This window comes from Metapseudomonas boanensis (assembly GCF_042232855.1).
Lineage (GTDB): Bacteria > Pseudomonadota > Gammaproteobacteria > Pseudomonadales > Pseudomonadaceae > Metapseudomonas > Metapseudomonas boanensis.
In genome coordinates, this window is record NZ_CP113889.1 from 252337 (window position 1) to 267257 (window position 14921).

At 60.9% G+C, this 14921-nt stretch carries 10 protein-coding genes, 1 tRNA gene and 1 pseudogene; 1 reads left to right on the forward strand and 11 read right to left on the reverse strand.

The window, feature by feature from the left end:
- Positions 1–21: 21 nt before the first annotated feature.
- The 7 genes and pseudogenes from OXH74_RS01195 to OXH74_RS01225 all read right to left on the reverse strand — a co-directional run bounded on the left by OXH74_RS01195 (position 22) and on the right by OXH74_RS01225 (position 8799).
- Positions 22–1743 carry a putative 2-aminoethylphosphonate ABC transporter permease subunit gene (locus tag OXH74_RS01195; protein ID WP_375739741.1) on the reverse strand — a complete coding sequence of 574 codons (1722 nt, stop codon included), beginning with the start codon at positions 1741–1743 and terminating at the stop codon, positions 22–24.
- 1 nt (position 1744) lies between these two features.
- The gene (locus OXH74_RS01200; RefSeq protein WP_375739742.1) at positions 1745–2806 is read right to left on the reverse strand and encodes a putative 2-aminoethylphosphonate ABC transporter ATP-binding protein; all 1062 of its coding nucleotides are present in this window, start codon (positions 2804–2806) and stop codon (positions 1745–1747) included.
- A gap of 336 nt (positions 2807–3142) precedes the next feature.
- The gene (locus OXH74_RS01205) at positions 3143–4006 is read right to left on the reverse strand and encodes a LysR family transcriptional regulator (protein ID WP_375739743.1); all 864 of its coding nucleotides are present in this window, start codon (positions 4004–4006) and stop codon (positions 3143–3145) included.
- A 188-nt stretch (positions 4007–4194) separates the two neighbouring features.
- Positions 4195–5010 (reverse strand): gamma-glutamyl-gamma-aminobutyrate hydrolase family protein, encoded by an 816-nt coding sequence (locus OXH74_RS01210; protein WP_215373925.1) that lies wholly within the window; start codon positions 5008–5010, stop codon positions 4195–4197.
- An 873-nt stretch (positions 5011–5883) separates the two neighbouring features.
- Positions 5884–6323: pseudogene (locus OXH74_RS01215) on the reverse strand (SOS response-associated peptidase family protein); the annotation flags it as partial.
- Positions 6324–6418: 95 nt separating this feature from the next.
- Complete coding sequence (locus OXH74_RS01220; protein WP_375739744.1) at positions 6419–7150, reverse strand: TrmH family RNA methyltransferase; 732 nt, start codon at positions 7148–7150, stop codon at positions 6419–6421.
- A gap of 11 nt (positions 7151–7161) precedes the next feature.
- Complete coding sequence (locus OXH74_RS01225) at positions 7162–8799, reverse strand: NAD(P)/FAD-dependent oxidoreductase (RefSeq protein ID WP_375739745.1); 1638 nt, start codon at positions 8797–8799, stop codon at positions 7162–7164.
- 274 nt (positions 8800–9073) lie between these two features.
- Here OXH74_RS01225 and rlmE point away from each other — a divergent pair, with 274 nt between their 5' ends.
- On the forward strand, positions 9074–9694 hold the full coding sequence (gene rlmE, locus OXH74_RS01230) for a 23S rRNA (uridine(2552)-2'-O)-methyltransferase RlmE (protein WP_215373934.1): 621 nt from the start codon (positions 9074–9076) through the stop codon (positions 9692–9694).
- Positions 9695–10343: 649 nt separating this feature from the next.
- On the opposite strand, the gene OXH74_RS01235 is transcribed toward rlmE, so the two are convergent.
- The 4 genes from OXH74_RS01235 to OXH74_RS01250 form a co-directional block, all read right to left on the reverse strand.
- Positions 10344–11732 (reverse strand): cytochrome-c peroxidase, encoded by a 1389-nt coding sequence (locus OXH74_RS01235; RefSeq protein WP_375739746.1) that lies wholly within the window; start codon positions 11730–11732, stop codon positions 10344–10346.
- 300 nt (positions 11733–12032) lie between these two features.
- Positions 12033–12109 (reverse strand) — tRNA-Arg (locus OXH74_RS01240).
- 184 nt (positions 12110–12293) lie between these two features.
- The gene (locus OXH74_RS01245) at positions 12294–13694 is read right to left on the reverse strand and encodes a sodium-dependent transporter (RefSeq protein ID WP_375739747.1); all 1401 of its coding nucleotides are present in this window, start codon (positions 13692–13694) and stop codon (positions 12294–12296) included.
- An 89-nt stretch (positions 13695–13783) separates the two neighbouring features.
- Entirely contained in the window at positions 13784–14842 is a 1059-nt protein-coding gene (locus tag OXH74_RS01250; RefSeq protein ID WP_215374170.1) for a Glu/Leu/Phe/Val dehydrogenase dimerization domain-containing protein, read from the reverse strand.
- Between the last annotated feature and the right edge of the window lie 79 nt (positions 14843–14921).

Sequence of the window (14921 nt, forward strand, 5' to 3'; positions counted from 1 at the left end):
AGGCAGTGCTTGAGTGATTATTCAGGTGGTCGCCGAGGCGCCTCGCCGCCAGGCCTGGGAACGACGCACGAGGCCGCGCGAGGTCCAGGCCAGCAGCAGCGAAACCACGGCGGATGTGAGCAGGATCAGGGTGGACATGGCAGCCGCGCCGCCGACGTTGCCGGCGTCGTCCATGTTCAGCACGGCGACCGCGGCGAGCATGCTGTCCGGGCTGTAGAGGAAGATCGCGGCGGATACCGTGGTCATGGCCGAGACGAACAGGTAGCGGACGATATCCAGCAGCGCTGGCAGGCAAATCGGCACCGTCACCCGCAGATAGTGGCGCCACAGCGGCGCCTTGAGCGACAGCGCAGCGGCCTCGAACTCACCATCCAGCTGGCGCAACGCAGTGGTGGCAGTCATCTGCGCAGTGGTGAGGAAGTGCGCGATGGAGCACACCACCAGCAGGGTCATGCTGCCGTAGAGCGCATGCAGCGGATTGCCCGGAAAGTTGAAGAAAAAGACATAGCCAAGGCCGAGCACCAGGCCAGGCACCGCCATGGGTACGAAGCTGAACAGGCGCAGCGCCTGGTTCAGCCAGGCCTGGCCGCGAGTCTTCTCCATCAGGTAGGCGCCGGTGAAGATCAGCGCGCTGCCGAACAGCGCTGTGCAAGTGGCCAGGGTCAGGCTATTGCTGTAGGCCAGCCAGCCGCCGCCGGTAGTTTCCTCGAAGGCGTAGTGACGCAACGACAGCGACAGGTTGTAAGGCCAGAACTTCACCAGCGAGGAGTACACGGCCATGCCCAGCACCAGCAGCAGTACCGCGCACACCAGGACCACCAGGGCCAGAAAGCACGCATCACGTAGCTTGCACGGGGCCGGGTGGAACACCTGGGCGCGACCGCTCATGGCCTCGCCCTGGCGGCGGCGCAGCCAGGCATCCACGCCAAAGCTGAGCAGCGCCGGCAGCAGCAGGACCATGCCGATCAGCGCGCCACGGCCGAACTGCTGCTGCCCCACCACGGCCTTGTAGGCCTCCAGCGCCAGCACCTGGTAGTCGCCACCCACAACCACGGGTACGCCGAAGTCGGTGATGGTCAGGGTGAACACCAGGCAGAAGGCGGCGAACACGGCCTGGCGGGTCGCCGGCCAGGTGATGCTGCAAAAGGCCTTCCAGGGCCCCGCGCCCATGCTGGCAGCCGCGTCGAACAAGCGCGCGTCGGCCATCGACAGTGCCGAGAGCAGCACCATCAGCGCATGCGGAAAGGTGTAAATGGCCTCGCCCAGGACGATGCCCCAGTAACCGTAGATGTTGTCCGGCAGCCAGTCGCGCAGCAGGCCCTGGTTGCCGAAGAGATAAATCAGCGCAATGCCTGGCAGCATCGACGGCGCCAGCAGTGGAAGCAGGGAGATCCCCCGCCACAGGCCCTTGGCCGGGATCAGCGTGCGTTGCAGCGCATAGGCAAAGAGATAGGCCAGCGGCACCACGATGGCGGCGACGCTCAGCGACACCTTGAGGCTGTTGCCCAGCAGCCAGTGGAAGTTGGCGCTGGCCAGCAGCTCCCTCGCCGCCACCAGACCACCGCCCTGCCCGACCTCGCCGCTGAAGCCACGCCAGAAGATCGCCAGCAGCGGCATCAGCACGGCCAGGGTCAGAACAGCCAGAAGCAGCAACTTGCCGCCCTGGACGAACAGGCGGTCACCCAGGTCGATTCGCGCGGCGCGTCTGGCCTGGTTTTTTTCGAGCTTGATGATGCTGTCCATCTCAGGCGAACACCTGCAGGCTGCGCGGCGGCAATGCCACCCAGATATCCGGCGAGCCCAGGCGCGGCATGCTCTCGGGGTCCAGCTCAGCGAGCAGTGCATGGCCCGGCAGTTGCTCCAGCTCGAAGCTCATGCGGCAACGGTTGCCGAGGAAAGTGATCTCACGCACCTGGGCGCGGAAGCGGTTGTCCTGCGCATCGGCCGGGTTGATGGCAACGGCCTCGGGGCGGCAGAACAAGTGACCGCGCTGGGCAGCGCCTGCCTGCTCCGGCAAGCGCAGGCTGAGGCCGCCGACCTGGGCCAGGCCACGCTCGCGGGACTCGAACGGCAACCAGTTGCCTTGGCCGACGAACTCGGCAACGAAGGGCGTGGCCGGCTGACGATAAATCTCCTGCGGGGTGCCGTACTGCTCCACGCGGCCCTGGTTCATCACCGCGATGCGGTCGGCCATCAGCATGGCCTCGTCCTGGTTGTGGGTCACCATCAGGGTCGTAATGCCCAGTCGTTTCTGTAGCTGGCGCAGTTCGGTGCAGAGGTGCTCGCGCACGCGGGCATCGAGCGCCGACATGGGTTCGTCGAGCAGCAACAGCGAAGGCGCCGGCGCCAAGGCGCGAGCCAGGGCCACGCGTTGTTGCTGACCACCGGAGAGCTGGCTGGGGAATTTCTTTTCGCTGCCAGCCAGGCCGACCAGTTCGAGCATCTCTGCCACTCGATTACGCACCTGCTCGCGAGCGCTGCCGGCCAGGCCGTAGGCAATGTTCTGCTCCGCGGTCAGGTTGGGAAACAGCGCATAGGACTGGAACAGGATGCCGTAATCACGGGCCTGCGGCGGCAACAGCGAAATGTCGCGCTGGCCAACGTGCAGGCTGCCGCTGTCCTGCTGCTCCAAGCCGGCGATGCAGCGCAGCAGCGTGGTCTTGCCACACCCGGAGGGCCCGAGCAGGCACACCAGCTCGCCTTTATCGATATTCAGCGAAACACCGCCCAGGGCAGTGAAATGGCCGAAGCGTTTATGGATGTCGCGCACCTGCAAATGCGGGGCGGCGTGCTGGGCGGGGTTCATGGCGGTACCTCGTAAGCGGTTGGCGTGCGGCAGGACACGACAGGACGAGGTAGATGCTAGGGACGGAATGCGAAGACTAGATGGCGGTTAACCCAAGTACGCAGATAGTGGCATTGGTGGATTTGGGATGTGGCGGCCCTCCCCCGCCGCCTCTCCCTGAACAGGAGAGGGGTGACTCGCGCCTGATGACTTTGCGTGCAGCCGACCAGCTCGGCGCTTGTCCGAGCGGCATAGCCATGAACGTAGGATGGGTGGAGCAACGCGGTACCCATCAGGACCGCAACGATGGATATCGCTGCGCTCTACCTGCGCGGCCCGCCCCATCCTACAGTCGTCTTAGCGCTCGGTGCCTTCCCGCGCCAACTCCAGGAACGCCGCGGGCAACCGCGCCTGGCGCCGCTCCTTCAGGCAATAGAGATATTCATCGATGCAGGGCGCACCCTTGAGCTCCAACACGCACAAGTCCGGGTTATCCGGCACCTCATGGCGAGCGATGATGCTGATGCCTAGGTTGCGGATCACCGCCTCGCGTATGGACTCGCGGCTGCCGATCTCCAGCAACGGTCCGATGCCGATGCTGGCCTCCTTGAGCATCGCCTCGGTGAGCTGGCGGGTCGTCGATCCCGGCTCGCGCATCAGCAGGCAATGGCCTTTCAGGGCGTCGAGCCCCACGGATTTGCACTTGGCCAGCGGATGCTCACGATGCACAGCCAGCACCAGTGGGTCGCTACCGAGGACCACACGGGTCAGGCGGGCGTCGTCCAGACGTTGGGAGGAAGCCGCGAGATCGACGCGATACTCTTCAAGGGCCTCGATCACCTGTTGGGAATTGCCAATTTCTACCGACACGTCCGTCTGCGGGAAGCGCTCACGGAAGCTGCGCACCAGGTCGAGGATGTAATACGGTGCCGTCGCGCCGATGCGCAGCGTGCCCTGGACCTGGCCGCAATTACGCAGGAAAAACTCAATGTCGGCTTCCTGTTGCAGCAGGTTCTTAACCATTGGTAGCAGGCGAGCGCCTTCCTCGCTCACCACCAGCCGCCGGCCACCACGGTGGAACAGCTCCACGCCGTACTGGCTTTCCAGATGGCGGATCTGAGTGGTCACCGTGGGCTGGCTGAGACCGAGCTTCTTCCCTGCCTGGGTAATGCTGCCCAGGCGGGCAACCATATAGAAGGCCTTGAGCTCAGCGCTGAGCATGGGATTGTCCTTTAGAGTGGCTCACCACTGTTCGTTCCATTCGCCGTCTGCTGCACGAAAATCACGGCATTGTGCATCCTCCCGGCGGCGATGCAATCGTCGAACGGTCGGTGATCGAAAGAGCGTTTCACCGCACATACAAAAAAGCCCGGCTCTCGAGCCGGGCTTTTCACCGATAAGTCGCTGCGTTAGGCGGCGGTATCGAATGCCTTTCCTTGCGACTTATCCCGCACCTGTTGGCGGCATGCTTCGCCAAAGGCCTGGAACAGTTTCACCGAGTCAGGGTTCTGTGCAGCCTGCCACTCCGGGTGCCATTGCACCGCGAACAGGAACGGCGAAATGCTTGGCGCGTGGATCGCCTCGACCAGACCATCCTCCGCGAACGCAATGGCTTCGATGCCCTTGCCGAGGTTTTTCAGGCCCTGGCCGTGCAGCGAGTTGACACGGATCTCATCGGCCTGCAGAAGCTTGTGCAGCCAACTGTTCGGCAGCGGGCGGACGCCATGGACAGCACTGTATTGCACGTCCACAGGGTCTTCGGTGTTTTCGCGGTGGTCATTGAAGCCAGGCTCGGCATACAGCTTCTGGTACATGTCACCGCCCAACGCCACGTTGATTTCCTGCATACCGCGGCAGATGCCAAAGATCGGCAGGCCACGAGCGATTGCAGCGCGGATGAGGGGAAGGTCGAACAGGTCGCGATCCCTGTCCTGGCCCTTTTCGGGAGTCTCGTTTTCCTGGCCGTAGAGCGCAGGGTCGATGTTGCTGCCGGCGCCAGTCAGGTAGACACCGTCAGCCATATCCAGATACTGCTCGAGGTCGTCGGTACCGCAGCAGGTCGGTACCAGGACTGGCACGCAATCTGCCAGTTCAACCAATGGGACGATGTATTTGTGGGTCATCACCTGATAGTCATGGCCCTTGCGTTCCTGGGCGCCCATGGACATCAGGACGACTGGTTTACGGAGTTTCTGATTCTTATTGCCAATGTTGCTGTTGGACATATATCACCTTGAGACAAGCGCAGCCTGTCGTTGTTGTGCAGGCGCGCCGCTCCAGGCTGGCGCTACCTGAGGTTCCGAGCACTGCCGCGAACGCAGCCTGAATGCCGATTCACGGTCGAAACCTGCCCCATAGACTGCCAGAGCCGTTAAATATGTCAAACAATATGACCGCCACCCGTCCAAAATAATGGCCACACACTCACAAAAAACACCTTTAACACACTGTTTTATAACGCTTTTCATCAATTGGCCGGCCAGGCAAGGTTCAATATCTTAAACGGCCGTTGTTGATTTATGCACAAACAGCCTACGGCCGTGTTTGGACGATGGCCCCGTCTCAGGCTGGCAGCTCCACCACTATGGATACGCTAAAAAGGGACAGCTGCGATTCCCTGGCAGGGAAGGACTGGGCGCCGTAGGTGAATAGAACAATAAGGGGGCTATTGGCTCGAACTGACAAACGGGCTTCCGTGGGAAGCACGAAAAGCAAGGGGTAGGCGAAGACCTCGTGAGTCTCTGCGACTGCCCCTTACCGACAGAATGTGGCCCGTCATGCCACGTTGTATCTAGCGACAGCGAGTGGGCTATCGACAACGTTCTGGCAGAAAGCTCGAATCGACTCGCACGCTTTTTTCAGCGAAGCGTCATATCGCTTTCTTGGCGGCCCCTGGTCACGCAAGCAGTGGCCAGTGGGAACGAAAATGGATGGCCACGCGGGACGCAATTTCGCAACCTATTCCCAGTCGTCCGGCCGCTTGTCCTTGCTGGGTGCGTTATTGCTCATGCGCTTAACGTCCGGAGCCGGAACTGTCTCTGGCGGCTTGCTGGGGCCTTGGGGCTTCGGTTCGGGCGTGCGGACATTCGGGTCTGTGCTCACGGCGTGATCCTCCACCTGATCAGTTTTCCATTTAAGCCCAGCACATGATGCTGGATGGCGCTGGCCACCTGGACGAGAGGATGACCGATCGGCTCGATCAAGCCGGGTAGGTCATCCCGCACGTTTCCCACATCCCTGCTGACCGGGAACCATTCGAAGATTTCGGACGGCTCGCCCCGGTGCAAGACCATCGCCTCGGCGCGCTCTTTGGGCGTGGTTGGGTCCAGCCATTCCTGGGCAAGGTCGGGAGGAAACACCATCGCTTGCGGTCGTGGATGTCGACCATGCCGCTTTGGCTATCGGCGGTGATGATCACGAAACCGTCGTGCTCGCTGAGTTCGTGATTCATCAGCGGGAACTGACCGATGCTGCCGCAGAGCGTGGGCTTCCGGTCGCTTCGGCGAATGAAGTAGGAGTTTTTACACAGCCTGGGCCCATAGCGGCCATTGACGAGCGGCTGAACTATCCCGGGTCTTTGAAAGACCTGGGATTGAGCGGGATTTCCAAATCAGAGAACGGCTCCCTGATCCGCTATCTGTTCAATTCGTACGCGCACATATTGACTGTCGCGGCCAGGTTCAGCGATTCGATGGTGCCACAACCCGGTATCGTAAAAGGTTGGGCGTTGAGTGCGATCAGTTGCTCGCGGGGCACGCCGCGTGCTTCGTTGCCGAACAGATAACAATCGAAAGTTTTAAAACTGGCGGATTGGACGCGGTCACCATTCATATCCAGACAGGCAATGCGCTCAAAGCGCGTGCGTAAGGAATCCAATTCCACATCCAGTTCCATGGGCGCATGAAAAATGGCGCCCATGCTGGAGCGCACGACCTTGGGGTTATACGGATCAACGCTGCCGGGACTGAGCAGGCAGCGAAAATTACCGAACCACGCCAACGTGCGCAGGATGGTGCCAAGATTGCCCGGATCCTGAATTTCATGCAGGTAAATGGCGCGCTCGTTATTAATTGGAGCAGAAAGTGGTGCAGCTGTCGCTGGCATTGGCACCAGCGCAATAATTCCCTGCGGTGTTTTGGTGTCGGCGATCTGCGCCATTTGGCGGTCGTTGATCACATGGGTTTTAAACGGGCTTTGCCAGTGCTCGTAGGCGCCGGTTACATACAGTTGACTGCCCTGTAGCAGCGGATTCTGTAAGGCCGCTTTTTGTAGTTCCAGCAGCAGATGCTCGCCCTCCACCAGAAAATGACCGAATTCGGCCCGGTATTTTTTCTGGTGGAGTTTTTTAATGTCATCGAGTTTCATCAATGCGGCACTCAGTTGGTCTGCACTTCGGCCTTTTTTATTTCAGACAGAAGCGACTTAGCCAACGCTTCGGCGACTTTGATGCCATCCACGCCCGCCGACAAAATGCCACCCGCATAACCGGCGCCTTCACCGGCCGGATACAGGCCTCGCAGGTTGAGGCTTTGCAATGTCTCATGGTCGCGGGTGATGCGGACTGGGGAAGAGGTGCGGGTTTCGATACCGGTGAGCACAGCGTCATCGCGATCAAAACCGCGTATCTGCTTGCCAAATGCCGGCAGCGCCTCGCGGATGGCCTCGATCGCATAATCCGGCAGCGAGGGCGCAAGATCGCCCAGGCGCACGCCGGGTTTGTAGGAGGGTTCCACCTCGCCAAATTCGGTCGACGGCACTCCGCGAATGAAGTCGCCCACCAATTGCGCGGGCGCGCAGTAATCGCTACCGCCCAATTCATAGGCGCGGGACTCCAGACGCTCCTGGAACTCCACTCCGGCCAGCGGGCCGCCTGGGAAATCCTGCTCCGGATTGATGCCCACGACTATGCCAGCATTCGCATTGCGTTCGTTGCGCGAGTACTGGCTCATGCCGTTGGTAACGACGCGCTCCGGCTCGGACGTGGCCGCCACTACAGTGCCGCCGGGGCACATGCAGAAGCTGTAGACGGCGCGGCCATTCTTGGCGTGATGCACCAGTTTGTAGTCGGCAGCGCCGAGCTCCGGATGGCCGGCGTATTTGCCCAGTCTGGCCTGGTCGATCATGCCTTGCGGGTGTTCGATGCGAAAACCCACAGCAAAGGGTTTAGCCTCGATAAACACGCCCTGCCGGTGCAGCATACGAAAGGTATCGCGGGAACTGTGGCCCAGCGCCAGCACCACATGGCGACTGCGGATTGTTTCGCCACTGGCCAGCACCACGCCCTCAAGCTGGCCATCGTTGATCAGCAGATCGGTAACTTTGCTTTCAAATCGCACCTCGCCGCCGAGGGCGATAATCTCCTCGCGCATGGCGGATACCACTCCGGTGAGACGGAAGGTGCCGATATGCGGCTTGCTCACGTACATGATCTCCGCCGGAGCGCCAGCGCGGACAAACTCGTGCACAACCTTGCGGGCGTAGAACTTGGGGTCTTTGATCTGGCTGTAAAGTTTGCCGTCCGAGAACAGGCCGGCACCACCCTCGCCGAATTGTACGTTGGATTCCGGGGTCAGGATCTTTTTGCGCCACAGTGCCCAGGTATCCTTGGTGCGGCTGCGCACATCCTTGCCGCGCTCCAGCACAATGGGTTTAAACCCCATCTGCGCGAGCAACAGCGCCGCGAATAATCCACAGGGCCCAAAGCCCACGACCAGCGGCCGCTCGCTCAGATTGGCCGGTGCTTGCCCTACCGGATAGTAGTGGGTGTCCGGGGCCGGGCGGATATTGTGGTCATCGGCAAAGCGCGCCAGAATCGCCGCCTCGTCACGAGCCTCCAGATCGATGATGTAGATGAATAGGATGACGCTGTTTTTCTTGCGGGCATCATAGCTGCGCTTGAACACGGTGAAGTTCAGCAGATCAGCGTCGCTGATACTCAGGCGTTTGACGATGGCCTTGCGCAACTCATCGGCGGAATGATCCAGGGGCAGAGACAGTTCGTTGATGCGAATCATGGCGGTAATCCTGGCCGGTGACTCCGGCAAAGGAAAGAACAGAAGAAGGGAGTAAGGCGCGAATTGTACCCGCCACCGCCCGCCCCTGTCAGGCCTGGCATGATGGTTCTCCGTAAAGCGCCGTGTGGGTCAGCGCTGTGCGATCCCTGCCCCGCGAATTTAACCTGAGCATTATTATCGGCTTATAATCGCCACCACTTTGCGTCCAACAGCTTTCCCTCTGTCCCGTGCGTTGGTCCGCTCCTCACATTGATTTTCCGTGGTTGGCTCAATCATGAAACGATCCAAAAGCAGCCGTCGCTGGCTGGATGAACACGTCAACGATCCCTACGTCAAACAGGCTCAGAAGGATGGCTTACGTTCCCGTGCCAGCTACAAGCTGATCGAGCTGAACGAGAAGGACAAGCTGATACGCCCCGGCATGCTGGTCATGGATCTTGGCTCCGCTCCCGGCGGCTGGTCGCAGGTGGCCGGACGTCTCGTGGGCGAAAAGGGACGGGTTCTGGCCAGCGACATTCTGCCGATGGACCCGCTGGATAACGTCGACTTCATTCAGGGCGACTTTACCGACGACGCCGTGTTCCAACAGCTTCTCGACAAGCTCAACGGCAGCCAGCCCGACCTGATCATCTCCGACATCGCCCCCAATATCAGCGGCGTCGCTGCCGCTGACCAGGCCTCCTCGATGTATCTGGTCGAACTCGTCCTCGATATGGTCCGGCAGGTGCTCAAGCCCAATGGCAACTTTGTGGCCAAGGTCTTTCAGGGCGAAGGCTCCGACGAGTTTCTGAAGGACGTTCGCACCTCATTCGAGAAGGTGGTGATACGCAAACCAGAGTCGTCGCGGCCACGGTCGAGGGAGGTTTATCTGGTGGCGAAGGGGTTCAAAGGGTAAGGCGCCCGCGCGCTGAAATGCGATCAAGCTCACTTCGATGGTGACGCAGGCTCGACTCGGGCGATTTCAGTGAAGTGAATCGCACCTAGATCCCTAGACACATTCGAGCGGCCGCTTCTGGCCGAGAGTGTGTAAACCGTTTTTGAGTGCGACAGGTACTCAAAACTGGACTGGAAATCGCGCTTCTACGCGAAATCCACATCTGCTGACGTGCCGATAAACTTCCGATTTAACGTAGACGCGCACACTTCAATTTTGGCGAAGCGTTTTTACACACTCTGGGCCGATTTCTGCCGGTGCTGACCGGCAGCAGTCGACCCATTAATCAGTAGGGAACAGACCACGGTTTTGGCTTGAATGATCAAGCAGAAGCGAAATTAATCGTCGTCCCCTATTGCTATGCAGATCTGTGACCGCACCCGGACACTTCGGCGGCCCCAACATTTCTCTGGGGTGGATTACCGCCAGGGCGGTAAGTTGTAGGGCCAGCCTTGCCGCTTGATCCATATGGGTGACAGGCGCGACTCGGTCGTAGCCAGGAATGAGGAAACGGACTCGACCGGATCAACCAATCAGGTTTGGAAACGAACAAGCCCTGCCGACAAGCAACGGCAGGGCATGCATGGTTTCGGTCTTGACGAAGGGCCCGCTATTGGGTGTCCCCCTTGACGAAGCCGTCCGACAGGGTCTTGAGGAAAGCAACGATGGCGTCCTCATCCTCTTTGTCGAGCTGAAGGTTGCCCAAGGGGACGCCGCCGAAATTTCCTCGCGTGACATTCTGGGGCACCTCGGGTGGCGGCCAGTTTTCGGACGGAATGTCCCGAGTGTTGTAGAAGTGGACTACGTCTTCGAGCGTCCGGAGAGCACCGTTGTGCATGTAGGCCTTCGGAAACCCGACGCCGGGGCGTTGATCAACGTTTCTCACAGTCGGAAACTTGAACTTCCCGTCGTTTGCCTCAGCCAGGTGAGCCCACTCCGGCCGGGTGCGCAGGAAGTCGCCCAAGCCCAAGTCGACAAAGTCATCGCCAAGTGGATTGATGGGCGTCCCATCGTCCAGAAACACCGTGTCCATGTCGTAGAACGGGTTTTCCGGGTTCCTCGGCGTGCCGATGTTCGCGAAGCCGAAGCTGGTGAAAAGCGGTGGCTCTCCGTTGGGCCCCGGGATATGGCTCACGTGACAGGCCGAGCAGTGTTGTCCGAACTTGGTGAGCCCGTGGAACTCCTTGTCGGTGAGGATTCCCCTCGGGTCCAGAACGCTCCTGTCGCCCTCCGCTGGACGCCCACAAGCGGCGAAAGCGTTGCCAGCTTCGAGGCACGCCGTGAAGTATGCATCGAACTTCGAGCTGAAGGGGCTGACCTCCCGTGAGCCTTCGTATGCGGCGATGGATAGGCCGATCCGGGCGTAGGTCCCTTCGATCCCGCCAGTACTGCAGTCGAGCGAACCCGCCCCCCAGACCTGCTCGAACAGCGCGACGTATTGCGACCTGGCGACTTGCTCGCAGACGGCCTCGCGGGTCGGGTTATTCTGCTCAACAGGGTTGAGGAAAGGGGCTAGCGCCTGGTCAGCGGCCGGGTTTCCGAGCAACTCGCCCGTCGCGCGGCCGTCCCAGAAGTTACCACCGACGAACCTCCCGGTGGCCGGATTCGCCAGCTGGAACAGCGGGCTGAACGTCGCGTAAGCCGAACTCGGTGGTTTGCGGTTCCCGAAGGTATGCCGATCGGCGCCGCGAAAGACGGACCCATGCAAGTTGACGCCGGCAACGCCTCCGGTCCACCCGGCATCGGGCAGGTGGCAGGTGGAGCAAGACTGCGATTTCGCCGGCTGCGAGATGTTGTCGAAGAACAGTTTCTTGCCAAGTTGCTCCAACGGGGTCAGGACGACCTCCGAGTTGGATCGAACCATCTGAGCGGCCAGCAGAATTCCCGCGGAGGTCAAAGCGAATCCGGTCCAGACCTTGAAGTCGAGCCGCGCCGGCCCTTTCTTGATTACCTCGATCCCCTTTTGAATGAGGCGGGTCAACCTCGCAGAGCTTTGCATGTGCTACCTCCAGAGACAGGCGCTTCCATGCGGTTCCACGTAGACGGTAGATCGACTCGCCGCGGTTTCAAGCGAGGAGTAGAGCGGGGGGGGACTAACGGTGGGAGAGGGGGGCTGGAAGGTCCGCCATCGTTATGCGGCCCCGCGAAAAAGGGAGCGCACACGGATTTATTTAGGCGGAGCTCCGGGAACCAGCGGAGAAGTGGTGATCTCAGGCAGACATCAAAACCTTTTGCACCCACCATGCACCCACGGAGAAGGGCTTGATCTGCAGTGAATGGCTGTAAGCCGTGGGATATATGGCGTCCCAGAGTGGGTTCGAACCACCAACCTTCCCCTTAGGAGGGGGATGCTCTATCCAATTGAGCTACTGGGACGCGGCGGGCTCGCCAGGGCTAAGCGAGATCCGAGGGACGGGCGGCATGTTAGCGACGTTCGACAGATTTGTCAGCCGCTACAGCGTAGCCAGTCACTGGTTTTGGAGCCCCAGCAAAGCGCCAGCCACCAAGGTCACCGGGACCACCAGGGCCAGGCTCGATCCTGCGCCTGGCCGAGCGGTTATTACAGCAGTTCCAGGCTGCGCAGGAAGACGATCGCTATTCCCAGAGGAGTGACGAAACGTACGATCAGCCACCACAGCCTGAACAGGCCTGCGCTGCCAACTCCAAGCCCCTCTCTGACGGTTGCCTGTCGCAGCGACCAACCGCAGAAGAGCACAGTAAGCAGTCCACCGATGGGCATCATCAGGTTGGCAGTCAAGTAGTCCAGGGCATCGAAGAAGTTCTTGCCAAAAACGGTGAACTCAGCCCAGTGGTTGAACGAAAACACCGAGCCCAGGCCTAGTATCCAAAGGGCGACACCGCTGAGTAGGACTGCCTTGAGTCGGCTGAGGCCAAACCGCTCGGTAAGCCAGGCGATGGTAGGTTCACTCAGGGAGATCGCCGAAGTCAGTGCGGCGATTGCCAGCATGACGAAGAACAAGGCCCCCACCAGCGCCCCCAGCGGCATCTGCCCGAATGCGATGGGCAAGGTCACGAAGATCAGCCCCGGGCCGGAACCTGGCTCCAGTCCGTTGGCAAAAACCAGCGGAAATATTGCCAGTCCCGCCAGCAATGCCACCGCAGTGTCGGCCACCGCAACCATGATGGAGGTCTTGGCGATGGAGGTTCCTGCTGGCAAATAGGAGCCATAGACCATCATGGCGCCGCTGGCCAGGCTGAGCGTGAAGAACGAATGGCCTAGGGCCACCAGCACGCTCTGCCCGGTCAGCTTGCTGAAGTCGACATCGAACAGGAAGTGCACGGCAGCAGCGAAATGTCCGGTAGTAGCCGCATAGCCGACCAGCACCAGCAGCAGTATGAACAGGCCGGGCATGAGGAAGCGCAGCGACCGTTCCAGCCCCTTGTGCACACCGAACGCGACGATGAGCAAGGTTGCCAGCAGCACCAAGGTGCCATAGGCAATCAACTTGAGCGGATCGGCCAGCAATGCCCCGAACAGCGCAGAACTGCTTTCGCCGGTCAGCCCGGCGAATCTGCCGAGCAGCGCATCCGGCACATAGGCCACGGCCCATCCGGCGATCAGGGTATAGAAGCTCAGGATCAGGAAGCCGGTCAGCACCGCCATAGTCCCAAGCGCCCGCCAGTGGCGGCTGGCACCGGCCTGCGCCGCGACCACGCCGATGGCGCCCTCGGGATTGGCGCGACCACGGCGACCGATCATCACTTCCAGCATGAGCAGGGGAATGCCGATGACCAGGATGCAGGCCAGGTAAACCATGACGAAGGCGCCGCCTCCGTTTTCGCCGGTGATATAGGGGAACTTCCAGATGTTTCCCAAGCCCACGGCCGAGCCGGTGGCGGCCAGGAAGAATACCCAGCGCGACGACCATTGACCGCGCGCACCGGTGCTGATTTGGGCATCACCGGCAAGGCTGCCGGCGGCAATGCTTTCTTGAGTCATGAGGCATACCGTCTTGTTGTTGTATTGATTGGTACGAGCTATCCATCCCCTGCCCCGCCCTCAGGGCGGGAGCAGTAATTCCTCCGAATTCAGTTCGCGAGGCCGAAACGCTCCTCGGCCAGGCGGTCGGCGACAGCCGTGGTGGTTCGTCCTTCCTGGTCAGCGCGAACGAAGATCTGGCGCAACGTCTCGCCAATGCCTTCAACATGAGCCTTCAAGGCTTCGGCGCTGCCATTGCTGCGCTCGTACCAGACGTCGATGATGCCGCCGGCGTTGATGGCGTAGTCCGGTGCATAGAGGCAGTCGCGACGGCGTAGGTCTTCAGCCAGGCCTGCATCGGCCAGTTGGTTATTGGCGGCGCCGGCGATGATGGGGGCGCGCAGTGCCTCGAGGGTTTGCAGGTTGATGATGCCGCCCATCGCACACGGGGCGAATACATCGACCCCCAGGCCGTAGATGTCATTCTGCCCGACCACCTGGGCCCCCAGTTGCTCGGCGGCACGGCGGGCGTTGGCCTCATGGATGTCGCAGACCCAGAGTTGCGCGCCGGCTTCCTTCAGGTGCCGGGCAAGGCTGAAACCGACTTGGCCGACGCCCTGGATCGCAACCTTGAGACCTTTGAGGTCATCACGTCCCAGACGGTGTTTGGCCGCCACCTGGATGCCGACGAATACGCCATAGGCAGTGGACGGCGAAGGGTCGCCGTCGCGGGTGCCGCCCCCCAGGGCTTCACGAGTGCCAGCGCCCGCCACATGGCGGCTGCGCTCGGCCATGATCCGCATTTCGGTAACGCCGGTACCGGAGTCGGCGGCGGTGATGTAGCGGCCCCCCAGGCTATCGACGAAATCCCCCATGGCCTGGAACAACGCCTCGCTCTTGCCGGTATGCGGATCGCCGATGATCACGGCCTTGCCACCGCCCAGTGGCAGATTGGCCAGGGCTGATTTGTAGGTCATGCCGCGGGACAGACGCAGCACATCGCGCAGGGCTTGTTCGTCGTTGGCATAGGGCCACATGCGGCAGCCACCGAGGGCCGGACCGAGGTTGCTGTTGTGGATCGCGATGATCGCCTTGAGGCCGGAAGCCTTGTCGTGGCCGAAAACTACTTGTTCGTGATGATCGAATTCGACGTGGGTAAAAACGGACATGGGAGTTCCTCGGATTTGTTGTTACTTACGGAGGGGAAATAAGTTTCCTTCTCCCGCTGGGAGAAGGTGACCCGAAGCG